This window comes from Myceligenerans xiligouense (assembly GCF_003814695.1).
GTDB lineage: Bacteria > Actinomycetota > Actinomycetes > Actinomycetales > Cellulomonadaceae > Myceligenerans > Myceligenerans xiligouense.
On sequence record NZ_RKQZ01000001.1, the window covers coordinates 1,948,599 to 1,964,508 of the forward strand.

Annotated in this window: 15 protein-coding genes and 1 tRNA gene; 12 read left to right on the forward strand and 4 right to left on the reverse strand. The window is 73.0% G+C overall.

The genetic code is table 11. The annotated features are described in order from the left end of the window. The first annotated feature begins 25 nt into the window (after positions 1-25). The 3 genes from EDD34_RS08350 (at position 26) to EDD34_RS08360 (ending at position 2,311) form a co-directional block, all read left to right on the forward strand. Positions 26-1,333 (forward strand): chorismate-binding protein, encoded by a 1,308-nt coding sequence (locus tag EDD34_RS08350; protein ID WP_170177007.1) that lies wholly within the window; start codon positions 26-28, stop codon positions 1,331-1,333. Further along, complete coding sequence (locus EDD34_RS08355; protein WP_123814152.1) at positions 1,330-2,184, forward strand: aminotransferase class IV; 855 nt, start codon at positions 1,330-1,332, stop codon at positions 2,182-2,184. Before EDD34_RS08350 ends, EDD34_RS08355 begins: the two co-directional genes overlap by 4 nt. 53 nt (positions 2,185-2,237) lie before the next feature. Then, positions 2,238-2,311 (forward strand) — tRNA-Val (locus EDD34_RS08360). Positions 2,312-2,362: 51 nt separating this feature from the next. On the opposite strand, the gene EDD34_RS08365 is transcribed toward EDD34_RS08360, so the two are convergent. The 4 genes from EDD34_RS08365 to EDD34_RS08380 form a co-directional block, all read right to left on the reverse strand. Continuing rightward, positions 2,363-3,271: a bifunctional helix-turn-helix transcriptional regulator/GNAT family N-acetyltransferase gene (locus EDD34_RS08365; RefSeq protein WP_123814153.1), complete on the reverse strand. Its 909-nt coding sequence runs from the start codon at positions 3,269-3,271 to the stop codon at positions 2,363-2,365. 151 nt (positions 3,272-3,422) lie between these two features. Beyond that, the gene (locus EDD34_RS08370) at positions 3,423-4,688 is read right to left on the reverse strand and encodes a Dyp-type peroxidase (RefSeq protein ID WP_246012256.1); all 1,266 of its coding nucleotides are present in this window, start codon (positions 4,686-4,688) and stop codon (positions 3,423-3,425) included. Further along, entirely contained in the window at positions 4,685-5,341 is a 657-nt protein-coding gene (locus tag EDD34_RS08375) for a copper chaperone PCu(A)C (RefSeq protein ID WP_123814154.1), read from the reverse strand. The genes EDD34_RS08370 and EDD34_RS08375 overlap by 4 nt, the downstream gene beginning before the upstream one ends. Before the next feature lie 204 nt (positions 5,342-5,545). Next, positions 5,546-6,181 carry a hypothetical protein gene (locus EDD34_RS08380; protein WP_123814155.1) on the reverse strand — a complete coding sequence of 212 codons (636 nt, stop codon included), beginning with the start codon at positions 6,179-6,181 and terminating at the stop codon, positions 5,546-5,548. 69 nt (positions 6,182-6,250) lie between these two features. Here EDD34_RS08380 and EDD34_RS08385 point away from each other — a divergent pair, with 69 nt between their 5' ends. The 9 genes from EDD34_RS08385 to EDD34_RS08425 all read left to right on the forward strand — a co-directional run bounded on the left by EDD34_RS08385 (position 6,251) and on the right by EDD34_RS08425 (position 15,875). After that, complete coding sequence (locus EDD34_RS08385; protein ID WP_123814156.1) at positions 6,251-7,072, forward strand: tyrosine-protein phosphatase; 822 nt, start codon at positions 6,251-6,253, stop codon at positions 7,070-7,072. A 710-nt stretch (positions 7,073-7,782) separates the two neighbouring features. Then, entirely contained in the window at positions 7,783-9,813 is a 2,031-nt protein-coding gene (gene thrS / locus EDD34_RS08390; RefSeq protein ID WP_123814157.1) for a threonine--tRNA ligase, read from the forward strand. Positions 9,814-9,970: 157 nt separating this feature from the next. Continuing rightward, the gene (locus EDD34_RS08395) at positions 9,971-10,540 is read left to right on the forward strand and encodes an HIT family protein (RefSeq protein WP_123816416.1); all 570 of its coding nucleotides are present in this window, start codon (positions 9,971-9,973) and stop codon (positions 10,538-10,540) included. A gap of 58 nt (positions 10,541-10,598) precedes the next feature. Next, complete coding sequence (pgsA, locus tag EDD34_RS08400) at positions 10,599-11,195, forward strand: phosphatidylinositol phosphate synthase (protein WP_246012257.1); 597 nt, start codon at positions 10,599-10,601, stop codon at positions 11,193-11,195. A gap of 10 nt (positions 11,196-11,205) precedes the next feature. Beyond that, the gene (locus EDD34_RS08405) at positions 11,206-12,204 is read left to right on the forward strand and encodes a phosphatidylinositol mannoside acyltransferase (RefSeq protein WP_246012258.1); all 999 of its coding nucleotides are present in this window, start codon (positions 11,206-11,208) and stop codon (positions 12,202-12,204) included. Positions 12,205-12,313: 109 nt separating this feature from the next. Further along, a complete protein-coding gene (locus EDD34_RS08410) occupies positions 12,314-13,498 on the forward strand; it encodes a glycosyltransferase family 4 protein (protein WP_281277753.1) in 1,185 nt (394 codons plus the stop codon). Further along, on the forward strand, positions 13,495-14,091 hold the full coding sequence (locus EDD34_RS08415; RefSeq protein ID WP_123814159.1) for a hypothetical protein: 597 nt from the start codon (positions 13,495-13,497) through the stop codon (positions 14,089-14,091). The genes EDD34_RS08410 and EDD34_RS08415 overlap by 4 nt, the downstream gene beginning before the upstream one ends. Positions 14,092-14,150: 59 nt before the next feature. Continuing rightward, positions 14,151-15,065 (forward strand): pyridoxal 5'-phosphate synthase lyase subunit PdxS, encoded by a 915-nt coding sequence (pdxS, locus tag EDD34_RS08420; protein ID WP_123814160.1) that lies wholly within the window; start codon positions 14,151-14,153, stop codon positions 15,063-15,065. Positions 15,066-15,359: 294 nt separating this feature from the next. Beyond that, a complete protein-coding gene (locus EDD34_RS08425; protein WP_123814161.1) occupies positions 15,360-15,875 on the forward strand; it encodes a hypothetical protein in 516 nt (171 codons plus the stop codon). The last annotated feature ends 35 nt before the right edge of the window (positions 15,876-15,910 follow it).

Consider the following 15,910-nt stretch of genomic DNA (forward strand, 5'->3'; position numbering starts at 1 on the left):
ATTGAGCGGCGTTAGCGTGGACGATGTGTCCCCGACTCTGCGCCGACCGGCGAGAACCCGCACCAGCGCGACGATCCTGGCCACCCGTGACGTGACCGGGAACACCGGCTGGGCGGCCCACGCCGGGCGCGTCGCGACGCACGTGACTCGTTGTGTCGACCTGCACACCGAGCCGGAGGCACTGGCGCAGGGCATGTGGTTCGTGGTCGCGGAGTTCGAGGGCCGAGCCCGTGCGTGGCAGTTCCGGGACGTGACCCCGGCCCCGGAGGCCGGGGCGCACGCGATCGCACGACGGTCCCCGGGGCCGCCGTCGGACATGGACCGTGCACCGCACCCGGAGCCGGCGCCGGACGGCTGGACCGGGCCGGACCCCACGGCGTGGACCAGTTCCATGGATCGCGCCGCCTACGAGGCGGCGGTGCACCGGATCCGGGAGCACGTGCGCGAGGGCGACGTCTACCAGGCCAACCTCTGCCGCGTCCTGGCCGCCCCGCTGGCGGCCCGGACCAACGCCGACGGCACGACCACCGAGCCCGACGCCCGCGCCCTCGCCGACCGGCTCGCCGCCGGCAATCCCGCACCGCACGCCTCCGCGATCCACGTCCCCGCCGCGACGCCGGGCACGGACGGTCACACCGTCGACCCTGTCTGGGTGGTCAGCGCCTCCCCCGAGCTGTACCTGTCGCTGGAGCCCGGGCCCGACGGCGTCGTCGTCACGTCCGGGCCCATCAAGGGCACCGCCCGCACGCCCGACGGCCTCACCGACAAGGACCGCGCCGAGAACGTCATGATCACGGACCTGGTCCGCAACGACCTGCAACGGGTCTGCCGTCCGGGCACTGTCCAGGTGAGCGGGCTGCTCGCCGTCGAGCACCACCCCGGGCTGGTGCACCTGGTCTCGCGGGTGCGCGGGGTGCTGTCGGACGAGGTCGGCCGCGACCCCGGCGCCTGGCGGCACCTGCTGGCGGCGACGTTCCCGCCCGGATCGGTGTCGGGGGCGCCGAAGTCGTCGGCGCTGCGGATCATCGACGACCTCGAACCGACCCCGCGAGGTCCGTACTGCGGGGCGGTCGGCTGGGTCGACGGGGACGCGGGCACGGCGTCGCTCGCCGTCGGCATCCGCACGTTCTGGTGGGAGCGCGGGGACGACGGCGGCTCCGGGGCGGGCACGCTCCGCTTCGGCACGGGGGCGGGCATCACCTGGGGCAGCGACCCGGCCGCCGAGTGGCACGAGACCGAACTGAAGGCGGAACGACTGGTCGGACTGGCGTCGTCGGGCACCGGACCGGCAGTTTCGCGGTCCGTCATATCGACAGGCAGGATGACCTCATGACGCAGACGGTGATCTGGACGGGCGGGCGGCTCGTGTCGCCCGGCGAGAGCGCGATCAGCGCGCTCGACCACGGCATCACGGTGGGTGACGGGGTGTTCGAGACGTGTGCCGTGTTCGACGGCCAGGCGTTCGCGCTCACGCGACACCTGCGGCGGCTCGCACGGTCAGCCGCGGGGCTCGGCATCGCCGAACCCGACGAGGAGCAGATTCGCGACGGCGTCGCCGCCGTCCTCGCCGCCGGGCCGGCGGCCGGACGGCTGCGGATCACCGTGACCGACGGCGTCGGCCCGCTCGCGTCCGGACGGTCTGACGGGCCCCAGACCGTGGTCGTCGCGGCCGGGCCCGCGACGATCCGGGCGGAGGGGCGGGCGGTGCGCTCGCCCTGGACCCGCAACGAGCGGTCGGCCGTCGCGGGGCTGAAGACGACGTCGTACGCGGAGAACGTCGTGGCGCTGGCCGACGCCGTGGACAAGGGCGGCGACGAGGCCGTGCTCGCGAACACGCGCGGCGAGCTGTGCGAGGGAACCGGGTCGAACGTGTTCGTGGAGCGGGACGGCGAGCTGGTGACGCCGCCGCTGTCGGTGGGCTGCCTCGCGGGGATCACCCGCGAGCTGCTGCTGGAATGGGGCACCGCGGCCGGGCTGCCCGTGCGCGAGGCACAAGCGGGCGAGCTCATGTTCGACGTGCTCGACGACGTCGCGGCCGGGCGCTCGCACATGCTCCTGACCGGATCCGTGCGGAACGTGCAGCCCACGACATGGCTCGACGGCGTCGACCTGCTGGCCGGGGAGCTGTCGAGGACCGCGCGCGACATGTTCGAGAAGATGCGGCGCGAGCTGATCGATCCCTGAGCGGGGGTCGTCGCGGGCGGTCGGCCGGGTGCTACGATCGCTCCGCACGACCGGGGCGATTGGCGCAGATGGTTAGCGCGCTTCGTTCACACCGAAGAGGTCACAGGTTCGAGTCCTGTATCGCCCACGAGACGGAATAGGCGGAGTGTGTCCAACGGGGTTGGACCGCTCCGTCTCGTCATTTCTCGTGAGGGCGCGTCCCCCACGCCTTCAGTCGCTTCTCGAAGAAGTGGGTGGCGTCCGGGTTGTCGTTGTAGCGGTCGATGCGGCGGTAGCCGGCGCGGTCGTACATGGCGATCGCGGCCTCGAGGTTCTCGTTCGTGTCCAGCCGGACGGCGGTGTGGCCTGCGTCGGCCGCCGTCGTCTCCAGGTGCCGCAGCAGCCGCGACGCCAGCCCGGCCCCGCGCCGGCCGGGATGCACCCACATGCGCTTGATCTCGGCCACGCCGTCTCCCAGATCCCGCAGACCGCCGCACGCGGCCGGCTCGCCGTCCTCCACGGCCAGCACGAACCGGCCCGACGGCGGCCGGAACTGCGCCGCATCCTCGTCGGACGGCTCGCCCGGGTCGAACGGGAAAAGCGTCGCGAGCTCGGCGACGTACTGCCCGACGGCGGCCCTCGCGCCGGGAGACAGCGGATCCACCGTCTCGAACGTCACGGAAGCGGCCCGCACGAGCAGGTCCGCCTCGGCAAGAGCGCCCGCCAGCCGGTCGCGCTGCCGCTCGGTCAAGGGCTCCAGGAGCGTGCGGGCCCGCTCGGCGGAGCGAGCCTCCAGTTCCTCCCACAGGGCTCTGCCGGACTCGGTGAGCTCCACGAGACGCCGTCGCCGGTCGGCGGGGTCGGGGCCGAGGGAGACGAGCCCGTCGTCGCCGAGACGCTTGAGCTGCCTGCTGACGTACCCCGAGTCGAGGCCGGTGCGGGCACGCAGCTCGGCGACCGTCCCCGCCCGGCTCCCGATCTCGAACAGGAGCCGCATCGTGCCGAGCGGCGCCCCCATCCCCAGGAAGGAGTCCTCCAGGGCTCCGATGCGCTGGGTGTAGCTGCGGTTGAACCGGCGCACGACGGCGGTCCGGGGATCGATCGACATATCGTTGACTTTAGTCAGAGAAATTCGCGCCGTCGAGGCGGTGCCGCCCAGCGGGACGGCCGCCGCCACGTATGACGGCGTGGCGGCGGCCCGCTCCGGGAGGAGCCCACCGCGCCGGCCGCCCGCTCACGGCGAGCAAGCCCGCGCGACGTCATCCCGCCAGCAGCGCCTGACCCAGATACTCACCCGGCCCCGCGCCCGGCGGCACCGCGAAGACCGCCGAGCCGACCGGCGTCGTCCACGCGTTGAGCAGGTCCAGCTCGTCCAGCCGGCGCTGGACCGGAAGGAACTGCCGGTCGACGTCCGCCTGGTAGGTCACGAACAGGAGGCCGGTGTCGCCCGGCCCGTCGTCGTAGCCGTACGGGCGGCGCAGGAACCGCTCGCCGGGGTCACCGGTCCGCGACCGGCGCAGGTGTGCCGCGGCGTCGATGACGCCGAAACCGTGGGGCCCCTTGGCCGCCAGGTCCGGCTCGTCGTGCTCGTGGTCGCCGGTCAGAGGCGCGCCGTCGGACAGCCTGCGCCCGATGGTGTTCTCCCGACCGGCACGGTCGACCTCGTCCCAGCCGTCCAGGTCCATCGCGATGCGGCGCACCACGACGGACGTCCCGCCGGCCAGCCAGCCGGACGCGTCGTCCTGATGCCAGACCAGGTGCGGTTCGGCCGCGGGGTCGATGTTGCCCGTGCCGTCCACCTGGCCCATGGGGTTGCGCCACGTCGTGCCTGGCGCGACCGTGCCCGGGCTGTTGCGGAAACCACGCTGGAGCCAGCGCGGACGGGCGAACGTGCGCGCCTGCTTCACCAGCACGCGCACCGCGTGGGAGACGGTGACCGGATCGTCCGCGCAGACCTGCAGCAGCAGGTCGCCCCCCGACCAGGCTTCCTCGAGCCGGTCCACCCCGAACGGCGGCAGCGGGCGCAGCCACGACGGCGCTCGGGCGGCCAGGCCCGCCGCCGCGAACACCGCTGGACCGTAGGCCACGGTCACCGTGAGCCGCGCCGGGACCGCCGCGAGCTCCGGTTCGCTGTCCGCGAGCCCGGGCCGCCCCGCCATCAGCCGTTCCGCGTCATCGGTCCAGACCCGCATGAGGCGCACCAGGGCCTCCCGGTCCGTCCCGGGTGCCAGGTCGAGCGCGACGAGCGTGGCGAACGCCTGCGGCGTGGTGCCGACACCCGGCTGACGCGGCCCGCGGAACGCGACCGTCGCCCGTCCCGCCTGGTCCGGCGCCTGCACGGCGTCCGACGGCGTCCCCGCGGCACCCCAGGCGGCCGTGCCGCCCAGTGTGACTGCCGCTCCGCCGAGGGCGCCGCCCAGGAACGTGGCCCCGCCGCGCAGGAATCCCCGGCGCGACGGCCCGGGCGCTCCGGCGGGGTCGTCCTCCGTCCCGGCCCGGCCGGAGGAGGTCGAGCCGCCGGTCACCTGTCCTCCTCGCGGCCGGAGCTCTCGTCACCGGAGCTCTCCTCGCCGGGGTCCATGTCGGGGGAGTGCTCGTCGCCGGAGTGCGCGGAGTCGTTCATCGATTCCCCGGCCTCGTCGTCGCCCGGCTCGTAGCTCTCGTTCGCGCCGTCGAACGACCGGACCGGGGCGGTGATCTCCAGCTCCGAGCCGTCCTCCGCCGCCACGACGACGACGACGTCCTCACCCGGCTCCAGCGGCTCGGTGACACCCAGCAGCATCAGGTGCGGCCCGCCGGGCTCCAGGGTGAGGTCCTCGTCCGCGGGGATCAGGAGCCCGTCGTCGGCCTCCTGCATGACGGGCGTCCCGCCGTCGTCGGCGAACACGTGCAGTTCCGCCGACTCCGCGGCGTCGGTGGCGGCCGCGACGAGGCGCACGTCGTGGTCGGAGGTGTTCGTGAGGGTGCCGAAGACGGCGGTCATGCCGTCGTCGACGGCCTTGGCCCACGGATCCTCGGCGGTCAGCGCCGTAGCGTCGGCCGCGGGTGCCGCCGAGCCGTCCGGAGCGGCCTGCGACCCGGCGGCGCAGGCCGTGGGCAGCAGCGCCAGGCCGGCGACGGCGGCCGCCGCCAGGGCACGGGGGCGGGTACGGGTACGGGCAATGATGGATCGGTTCATGGTGGTTCTGCTTTCTGCGCAGCACGCCGAGCCGCCCGGTGCCGGCCAGGGGCGGGGTTCGCGGGCGGGGCGTGCGGGTCAACGGGTGTCGGGCTCGGGGGCGCGCTCTCGTGGGGCGCCTTGCCCGGCAGGGGCCTCGGTGCAGCACCCACCTGAGCGCACACCACCGCACGACCGCACGCGGCGGCGGACGTGGGGACCGGCTCAGGCGAAGGCTGTGAGCGGCGCCGGCGGACCGCGGCGGGGCGTGGCCGTGGCCACGAGCACGGACAGCGGTGTCGGCGCGGCGACCGGGCGCGGGTGCGGCGTGGGCCGGGTGGGCGCCGGAACGGGCGGCGCCGACAGCGTGACGAGGACGTGCCCGAACACCTGCAGGGCCACCCGCGCGGTGCCCTCGCCGGCCGCCATGAGGAAGGCCGTGGCCAGGATCGCCGCGACATGGAGCGCCGCCATCCGAGGGCTCGTCAGGTGACCGTGGGTCACGGCGAGACCGGCGTGCGCGGCGGCGGGCGCCGCGGCCGCGCCGGCGTGGTGCCCGGCGTGCCCGAGCGAGTGCACGGTGCCCGGGGCGGCCGCGGCGCCCGCGGCGGCGGACCATGCCAGGGCCTGGTGGAGGAAGAGCTGCAGGGCGCCGAGGAACGGCGCGAGGATCCACACGCGCGGCCGGGCCCGGGCGACGACGCACGAGGCGGAGACGGTGAGGATCGCGAGCACCGCCATGGTGCCGGGGCCGGGCAGTTCACCGCCGCCGAGGCTGTGGGCCAGGGCGGCGAGACCCAGCGACGTGGAGGCGAGCAGGAGCGTGCGCACCACGCGCATCACCTGTCCGAGCTCACCCATGGCAGGGACTCTACGCGGTGGGGCGGACCCGGCGCAGCAGTGTCGGTCACCCCGTCTACGCTCGGTCGCGTGACCTCCTACACCCCTGTGCACCTGGACTGGCCCGGCCTGCTCAACGCGCGTGACCTGGGCGGTATGCCCCTCGACGGCGGCGCTCTCGTGCGGGAGCGCGCCCTGATCCGTTCGGAGTCGCTGAGCTGGCTCGAGCCCGACGGCGTGCGCGCGGCACGCGCCTACGGGACGGTTCGCGTCATCGACCTGCGGCTACCGGTGGAGACCGTGGAGTACGCGCATCCGTTCGGTGGCCCCGCGGAGAACGGCCAGGCCCGGGAGCCAGGTGTCCCGGAGTATCTGAACCTGCCCGTCCAGGAGCCCGGGGATCCGGAGGAGGGGCCGTGGGCCCATCTGTACGCGGGCATGCTGAAGCGCCGGCCCGCGCTGTTCGCCCGGGCCGTCGGCGCGATCGCGGACGCGCCGGAGGGGCCGGTGCTCGTGCACTGTGCGGCGGGCAAGGACCGCACGGGGCTGGTGGTGGCCTTCGCGCTGTCCCTGGCGGGCGCCGCCGACGAACACATCGCCGACGACTACGAGCTGACGAACTCCCGGCTCGCCCCGCGCTGGAAGCGCCACGTGGCGGCGATCGACCAGGCGCGTGCCGCGTACGAGGAGCGTGAGGCGGTGGCGTCGGGAGAGGCGGGCGACGCCGACGAGGGCGAGCTTCCCGTGTGGCTGCACACGGCGCGGCGTACGGCCGGGACACGCGACGTCATGCTCGACACCCTGGCGGGCCTGCGTGCGGAGTACGGCTCGGTCGCGGAGTACCTGGCGCACGGCGGCCTGGCCGATCGTCAGCGGGAGGAGCTGGTGAAGCGGATCCGTGGGGAGGGCTGACGCGGCGAGGGCTTCGTGCCCGGAGTCCGTCGGGGACTTCGTGCGGTGGCGGGCTGTCCGCCCGCGGCGGGTACCGGGCGGGCGGGCCCCCGCTGACGTCTTCCGGGCCGCATCCCCGGAGGGTTTCCGGCGCTCGGGGGATGCGGCCTTCGTCCGTCTTGGGTAACTTTTCGGCGGCAGCGGAGGTTCCGTCGCCCGCAGGAGGACCACGCGCTACGGCGTGCCTGCGAGCAGCATGAGGAGCTGGAACGGGACTTTACGAGGCGGCGAAGAACTTCGTCACCGACCCGGAGAACATCGCCAGGGCGAAGGAACTACTGACCGACGACCGCGTCGACGCGGCCGCCGACAAACTCCGGGAGCTCGCGCCCGAGCAGGCTCGGGGCGCGGTCGACGGCCTCGCGGAGAAGGCCAAGGAGTGGGGTGGGCCCGAGGACGAGGCCGCGGCGACCCTGCCGGAGGACGGGCCGGCGGCCGTGGCGGAGGACGGGCCCGAGGCCGACCCGGAGGGAGAGTCCGAGGCCAAGGTGGAGGCCGAGCCCGAGGCCAAGGCGGAGGGCAAGGACGGGCAGCGGGAATAAGGCGCTGAGCCGAAGGCCGGTATCGAGTTCGTCCTGAGCAGTCGGATCGGTACGATCGAGGGGCATCGTCCACCGGGACGATGTCCCTCGCGCGTGCGGGGGGAGCCAGCCCTGTGAAGGAGACCGTCCGTGTCCGACGTCGCATCGCCGCCCACCCATCAGGACCTCACCCCCGGTGACGTCACCGCGACGGAGGCGACGACGACGACCACGGTGCCTACCACCGGTGCCGACCTCTACGGTGACCGCAAGGACGTCGTGGTCGTGCGGGTCGACGGCACCCTGTGGGACCTGGATCGCGAGATCCCGAGCGGCGCCGTCGTCGAGCCGGTCACGGTCGACGAGCCCGACGGCCTCGACGTCCTGCGCCACTCGGCGGCCCACGTGCTCGCCCAGGCCGTCCAGCAGATCAACCCCGACGCGAAGCTCGGCATCGGCCCGCCCGTCAAGGACGGCTTCTACTACGACTTCGACGTCGCCGAGCCGTTCACGCCGGAGGACCTCAAGGCCCTGGACAAGGCGATGGCCCGGATCATCAAGGAGGGCCAGACCTTCCGCCGTCGTGTCGTCACCGAGGAGGAGGCCCGCGCGGAACTCGCCGGCGAGCCGTACAAGCTCGAGCTCATCGGCATCAAGGGCACCAGCTCCGAGGAGGACCTGGACGAGGACGGCGCGAGCGTCGAGGTGGGCGGCGGCGAGCTGACCATCTACGAGAACGTGCGCGGGGCCGGGCGCGAGAGCGAGACCGTCGTCTGGAAGGACCTGTGCCGCGGCCCGCACCTGCCGACCACGAAGATCCTCGGCAACGGCGTGAAGCTCATGCGCTCCGCCGCGGCCTACTGGCGCGGCAGCGAGAAGAACCCGATGCTGCAGCGCGTCTACGGCACCGCCTGGCCCAGCAAGGAGGAGCTCAAGGCGTACCAGGAGCGCCTCGCGGAGGCCGAGCGTCGGGACCACCGCCGGCTCGGCACCGAGATGGACCTGTTCAGCTTCCCGGACGAGATCGGCTCGGGACTGCCCGTCTTCCACCCCAAGGGTGGCGTCATCAAGCGGGTCATGGAGGACTACGTCCGCCAGCGGCACATCGAGGAGGGGTTCGAGTACGTCGGCACCCCGCACATCAGCAAGGAGGGTCTGTTCCACACCTCCGGCCACCTGCCGTACTACGCGGACACGATGTTCCCGCCGATGGACCTCGAGGGGTCGGAGTACCGCCTCAAGGCGATGAACTGCCCCATGCACAACCTGATCTTCCGGTCGCGCGGCCGCTCCTACCGTGAGCTGCCGTTGCGCCTGTTCGAGTTCGGGTCGGTCTACCGGTACGAGAAGTCCGGCGTGGTGCAGGGCCTCACCCGGGTGCGCGGCCTGACGCAGGACGACTCGCACTCCTACGTCACCCCCGAGCAGGCGCCCGCCGAGGTGCAGCACCTGCTGGACTTCATGCTCAGCCTGCTCAAGGACTTCGGCCTGACCGACTTCTACCTGGAGATCTCCACGCGCGACGACTCCAAGCCGGGCAAGTTCGTCGGCTCGGACGAGGACTGGGCCGTCGCGACCAAGGTGCTGCAGGACGTCGCCACGGAGACCGGGCTCGAGCTCGTCCCGGACCCGGGCGGCGCCGCGTTCTACGGCCCGAAGATCTCGGTGCAGGCGAAGGACGCCATCGGGCGCACCTGGCAGCTCGGCACGGTGCAGTACGACTTCAACCAGCCCGAGGGTTTCGGCCTGGAGTACACCGCGCCGGACGGCACCAAGCAGCGCCCGGTGATGATCCACTCGGCGAAGTTCGGCTCGATCGAGCGGTTCATGGGCGTCCTGATCGAGCACTACGCCGGTCAGTTCCCGGTGTGGCTCGCGCCCGTGCAGGTGCTCGCCGTGCCGGTGGCCGAGGCGTTCGACGACTACCTGAAGGACGTCGTCGCGCAGCTCAAGGCCCGCGGCATCCGCGCCGAGATCGACCTGTCCGACGACCGCTTCGCCAAGAAGATCCGCAACGCCTCCAAGCAGAAGGTGCCCTTCACGCTCATCGCGGGCGGGGAGGACGCCGAGGCCGGCGCGGTCTCGTTCCGGTTCCGGGACGGCACCCAGGAGAACGGGGTGCCCGTCGCGGAGGCGATCGAGAAGATCGCCGCCGCGATCCGGGACCGTGCCCAGGTCTGACGCGGCCGGAATCGTGAACGGGACGGCCGAAGGCACAGGCGCGGAGGGTTCGGTGGGCAGAGGTGTGACAGCCGACGACGGCGCGACGCCGGGCGCGGACGGCTCCACGGGACCGGCGGCCGCCCCCGGGCCGTCGCCCGCGGGTCCGTCCGACCCGGTGGTCGTCGACGAGCCCGGTGCCTTCGGTCCGCCGGAGGATCACTACCAGCGCCTCTGGAACCCGCACCGCCTGGTCTACATCGGCGGGGAAGCCAAGCCCGCCGACGGCTCGGAGCAGCGGTGCCCGTTCTGCCGCATCCCGCGCGGCGACGACGAGCAGGGTCTCGTCGTCGCCCGCGGGGAGCGCTGCTACGTGGTGCTCAACCTGTACCCGTACAACTCGGGGCACATGATGGTGCTGCCCTACCGGCACGTCTCGGACTACACGGACCTGGACGACGCCGAGACCGTCGAGCTGGCCGCCATGACGCAGGCCGCCATGCGCACCGCGCGGGCCGCCTACGCCCCGGCCGGGTTCAACCTGGGCGTCAACCAGGGCGAGGTGGCCGGCGCGGGTATCGCCGCGCACCTGCACCAGCACGTCGTCCCGCGCTGGCCGGGGGACTCGAACTTCCTGCCCGTCGTGGCGCAGACGAAGTCGCTGCCCGAACTCCTCTCCGACACCAGGCGCCGACTCGCCGACGCCTGGCCTGGACCCGATCCGCGGGCCGTTCCCCGGCATACTTGACCAGCAGAGAGGCATCACAGGGATCGGAGGCCAGATGCTCGGGCGGTTTCGCAGACTGATGACCACCGTGCTCACCCCCGTGGCCCGCGTCCTGCTGCGGTTCGGCGTCACGCCCGACGCCGTGACGGTCGCGGGCACGGTCGTCGTCACGGCGCTCGCGCTCACGCTCCTGCCCCTGGGCCACCTGCTGCTCGGCGGGCTCCTGATCGGTTTCTTCGTCCTCCTGGACTCGCTGGACGGTGTCCTCGCGCGGCTGTCCGGACAGGCCAGCCGATGGGGCGCCTTCCTGGACTCCACCCTGGACCGGGTGTCCGACGGCGCCGTGTTCGCGGGCATCACCCTCTACTTCGTGCTGCACCCCGACGTGCCGTACGCGACCTGGGGCGCGGCGGCGGCACTGGCATGTCTCGCGCTCGGCGGCATCGTCCCGTACGTGCGGGCCCGGGCGGAGGCGGTCGGCGCGACGGCGAAGAACGGCTTCGCCGAACGCCCCGACCGTCTCGCGATCGGGATCGGGCCCCTCGCGTTCACCGACGCCGGCCTTCCGATGGTGGCCGCCACCACCGCCCTCACGATCCTCGCGGTGGCGAGCGCCGTCACGGTCGGGCAGCGTATGAGCACCGTCCGCCGACAGCTCGTGAAGGTCCCTCAGTAAAGGTTTCCCCGTGAAGAGCTTCTCCGTGCACGACGCAGAGCCCGGGCCCGACCTGGTCACGCGCGCCTACGTGCTCGGCTGGAAGCTCGCTCCGGCGGTACCCGAGCCCCTCCTGCGCGGACTCTTCCGCGTGGTCGCCGACGTGACCTGGGCGCGCCGGACCCCGGGGGTGCGGCGCCTCGAGGCCAACTACGCACGGGTGCGGCCCGACCTCGACGAGGCCGGGATCCGCCGCCTGTCCCGGGCGGGGATGCGCTCCTACATGCGGTACTTCCGCGAGGCGTTCGCCCTGCACGCACTGACCCCGGAGCAGGTGGACGCCCGCGTCCGCACGCCGGGGTACGAGGAGAACCTGCGTCCCCACCTCGACCTCGACGGCCCCGGCACCCCGCCCGAGAGACGCGGCGCCGCCGCCCTCGCGCTCGGCCACCTGGGCAACTGGGACCTCGCGGGGGCCTGGGGTGCCCTGCACATCGCCCCCGTCCTCACCGTCGCGGAGAAGCTGCGGCCCACGGAACTCTTCGACCGGTTCGTCGAGTTCCGCCGGTCGATCGGCATCACCGCGCTCGGCCTCGGGGACGACGGCGTCTTCGAGGCACTCGTCGCCGGCGCCAAGGAGGGCGACTGCGTCGTGCCGCTGCTGGCGGACCGCGACCTCACCTCCCGCGGCGTCGAGGTCGACCTGCTCGGCCACCCGGCACGGGTCGCCGCCGGCCCGGCCGCCCTCGCCCTGGACGCCGACGTGCCGCTCCTCCCCGTCGCCATCCACCACGAACGCCTGCGCGGCGAGCGCCGTCGGGCCGCGGGCAGCCCGTGGGGCGTCGTCGTCACCTTCCACGAACCCGTCCCCGCACCCGACCACACCCTGCCGCGTGCGGAACGGGTGCGGTGCCTCACCCAGAGCTGGGTCGACGTGCTCGGACGCGACATCGCCGAGCACACCGCCGACTGGCACATGCTGCAGCGAGTCTTCACCGAGGACCTCGACGGCCGGACCCCACGTGCCTGACCGGGCGCGACCACCTGAACCCCACCGCTCCGGTCCGCGCCGGGTACCACACCGGCGCCTGCGCGTACCCGGCCGTGCCGGCCGTCCACACGGGCTCCGCATCGGCATCGTGTGCCCCTACTCGTTCGACGCCCCCGGAGGCGTGCAGTTCCACGTGCGAGACCTCGCCGAGGCGCTGCGCACGGCCGGCCACGAGGTCTCGGTCCTCGCCCCGGCGTCCGAGCACACACCGGTGCCCGAGTTCGTCGTCCCGGCCGGGCGAGCCGTACCCGTCCGCTACAACGGCTCCGTCGCCCGCCTCACCTTCGGACCCGGCGCGGCCCGCCGGGTGCGGCGCTGGCTCGCGGAGGGGGAGTTCGACGTCGTCCACCTGCACGAGCCGATGACGCCCTCGGTCTCCCTGCTCGCGCTCCGGTACGCCGAGGCCCCTGTCGTGGCCACGTGCCACACCTCCATGTCACGCTCCCGCGCACTGCGGGCCGCCTTCCCGCTCGCCGGCCCCACGGTCGAGAAGATCGCCGCGCGCATCGCCGTCTCCGAGGACGCCCGCCGTACCGTCGTCGACCACCTCGGCGGCGACGCCGTCGTCATTCCCAACGGCGTCTACACGCGCGACTTCGCCGCAGCGCCGCCACGCACGGGATGGCAGGGCGCACCCGGCGCGCCGACGATCGCGTTCCTCGGCCGGCTCGACGAACCTCGCAAGGGCCTGGACATCCTCCTCGGAGCCGCCACCACCGTCCTCGACCGGATGCCCCGTGCGCGGTTCCTCGTGGCCGGCAGCGGCACCGCCGTACCGGAACGGGTCCGCGACGCGCTCGGCGAGCGGGCCGGCGCCGTCGAACTGCTCGGCCACGTCACCGACGAGGACAAGGCAGCCCTGCTCGCCTCCGCCGACCTGTACGTCGCGCCGCAGACCGGCGGCGAGTCGTTCGGCATCGTGCTCGTCGAGGCGATGAGCGCCGGAGCCGTCGTCGTCGCCAGCGGGCTCGGTGCCTTCCGGCGCGTCCTGGACGACGGCGCGGCGGGTGCCCTCTTCGAGACCGGCGACCCGGAGGCGCTCGCGGCCGAGGTGCTCGCGCTGGCGGGCGATCCGGACCGGTGCGAGCGGTACCGGGCCCGCGCGCGGGACGTGGTGCGGCAGTACGACTGGTCGGTGGTCACCGGGCAGGTGCTGGCCGTGTACGAGACGGTCCTGTCGGCCGGCGACACGCTCGGACCCGGCGGGCCCTTGTCGGGCCTGAGCGACGGCGTGCGCGAGGTGCTCGGCCGGGCCCGCAGGGGATGGCGATGAGCTGGTCGGAGGTCGCGTTCTGGTCGCTGGTGGCCGTCGTCGCGCTGGTGTGGGTGGCGTGGCGGGTGGCCTCACGCCTGGACGGGCTGCACCGCAAGGTGGCCGGATCGCGGGGAGCGCTCGACGCGCAGCTGGTGCGCCGGGCGTGGGCGGCGGTGGACCTCGCGTCGTCGGGCGGGATGGACCCGGCGTCGGCCCTGGTCGTCGTCGACGCCGCGTACACGGTGCTGGACACCGCCGACCCCGGGACCGGTGAGCACGTGCTCGCGATCGACGGCCTGCCGACGGCGCGCGAGGACGCCGAGAGCAATCTGAGCGCGGCACTGCGGGAGGCGCTGGGCGGTCCGGGCGAGATCGCGGCACTGCGAGCCGGACCCGCCGCGGAGCCCACGGGCGCGCTGGCCGCCGCCTGGTACCGGGCCACTCTCGCCCGCAGGTTCCACAACGAGGCGGTGGCCCAGGTCCGGCGGGTGCGCCGGCGCTGGTACGTGCGGGTCGCGCACCTGCCCGGCCGCGCGCCGATGCCGCACACCGTCGAACTGGACGACCGGATGCCGGAAGGGCTGGACCGGGGTGTCGGACCCGGCGCGTAGGATCGCATACGAGGGCGCCGGACCGGCGTCCGGTACGGATCGGAACGAGCGAGGTACTGGTGGCTGACGAGACGACGACGGGCGCTGGCGTGGGCCAGGTGGGTACCGCGCGCGTGAAGCGCGGCATGGCCGAGATGCTCAAGGGCGGCGTGATCATGGACGTCGTCACGCCCGAGCAGGCGAAGATCGCCGAGGACGCCGGCGCGGTGGCCGTGATGGCCCTCGAGCGCGTCCCGGCGGACATCCGGGCGCAGGGCGGCGTGAGCCGCATGAGCGACCCGGACATGATCGACGGCATCATCGAGGCCGTCTCCATCCCGGTGATGGCGAAGGCGCGCATCGGGCACTTCGTGGAGGCGCAGGTGCTGCAGTCGCTCGGGGTCGACTACGTCGACGAGTCCGAGGTGCTCACCCCCGCGGACTACACCAACCACATCGACAAGTGGGGCTTCACCGTGCCGTTCGTGTGCGGTGCGACCAACCTGGGGGAGGCGCTGCGCCGCATCACCGAGGGGGCGGCGATGATCCGCTCCAAGGGCGAGGCGGGCACGGGCGACGTGTCGAACGCGACCACGCACATGCGGCAGATCCGCCAGCAGATCCGCAAGCTCTCCTCGCTGCCGCAGGACGAGCTGTTCGTCGCGGCCAAGGAGCTCCAGGCGCCGTACGAGCTGGTCGCGGAGGTGGCGCGGGAGGGCAAGCTGCCGGTCGTGCTGTTCACCGCGGGCGGCATCGCCACGCCGGCCGACGCCGCGATGATGATGCAGCTCGGCGCCGAGGGCGTGTTCGTGGGCTCGGGCATCTTCAAGTCCGGTGACCCGGTCACGCGTGCCAAGGCGATCGTGCAGGCCACGACGTTCTACGACGACGCCGACGTGATCGCCAAGGTCTCCCGCGGGCTGGGCGAGGCCATGGTTGGCATCAATGTCGAGGAATCGCCTGAGCCTGTTCGGCTGGCTGAGCGGGGTTGGTAATCTCGCGCTGACCTGCGGAGATGTCGGAGGCGTCGAGGACCTGCCTGTCCCTCGGCGCCTCTGGCGTCCAGAGCGTCGTTTCTGCTCAATCTTGGACACCGGCATGGGGCTTCGGCTCAGGCGGACGACCGACGTGTCCAGGTTGGTGGTGTTCTGCCTTGCCCCGTCTAGCCCGGGCCTACGTGGGTGCGGATGGGGTGGTCCCTGCCGGCTGAGGGGTCGGCGGGTCTGACTCGGTGCAATGCTGGTTGTCGGTGTGAAATCCTCGCTCCGGCTACTGCGGAGAGGATTCAGATGGCGGTGTTCAAGCCGAACAAGCGAGGGCTGGACCAGTTTCGGCGTGAGCTCCAGCGGGAATTCGATGCTCGACCGGTGCGCGTGCCGGTCGTGGTTGACGGAGACGAGCCCACACGAGATGTGCCGACGGTTGTCAACAACTACCACGGGCCAGTGGTTACGGTTCATGGTGATCGGGCGCAGCTGGCGCTGAACAATGGATCGGCAATCCAGGTGCAGGGAGACATCGCGGCCGGGTACACCGAGCTCGCGAAAGTCATCACTGACCTCCTCGCTGAGCTCGATCAGCTGGGCCTCCCAGAGGACGACGCCACGACCGTCCGAGAAGAAGCGCAAGCTGTCCTTGCCGAAGTCACCAAGGAGAACCCGGACGATCGCGTTATCAAGCGCGGCGTGACTCTCATGAAGGGTGCTCTCGCTGCCGTCGGGGCAGGTCTTTCCAAGGCGGTGACGGCGGAGACCGCTCAACGGGCGGCCGTCATCATCGACACGCTCGGCCAGGCTCTGGGATAGGACCGCCGCGCGCGGGCTGCCGCGTCCCCGTCGAC

Excerpts from the sequence above, each read along its gene's own strand:
- EDD34_RS08425 (WP_123814161.1), top strand. The coding sequence starts at position 15,360 with ATGGCGGTGTTCAAGCCGAACAAGCGAGGGCTGGACCAGTTTCGGCGT.
- EDD34_RS08355 (WP_123814152.1), top strand. The coding sequence starts at position 1,330 with ATGACGCAGACGGTGATCTGGACGGGCGGGCGGCTCGTGTCGCCCGGC.
- EDD34_RS08415 (WP_123814159.1), top strand. The coding sequence starts at position 13,495 with ATGAGCTGGTCGGAGGTCGCGTTCTGGTCGCTGGTGGCCGTCGTCGCG.
- pgsA (WP_246012257.1), top strand. The coding sequence starts at position 10,599 with ATGACCACCGTGCTCACCCCCGTGGCCCGCGTCCTGCTGCGGTTCGGC.
- EDD34_RS08365 (WP_123814153.1), bottom strand. The coding sequence starts at position 3,271 with ATGTCGATCGATCCCCGGACCGCCGTCGTGCGCCGGTTCAACCGCAGC.
- EDD34_RS08375 (WP_123814154.1), bottom strand. The coding sequence starts at position 5,341 with ATGAACCGATCCATCATTGCCCGTACCCGTACCCGCCCCCGTGCCCTG.
- EDD34_RS08380 (WP_123814155.1), bottom strand. The coding sequence starts at position 6,181 with ATGGGTGAGCTCGGACAGGTGATGCGCGTGGTGCGCACGCTCCTGCTC.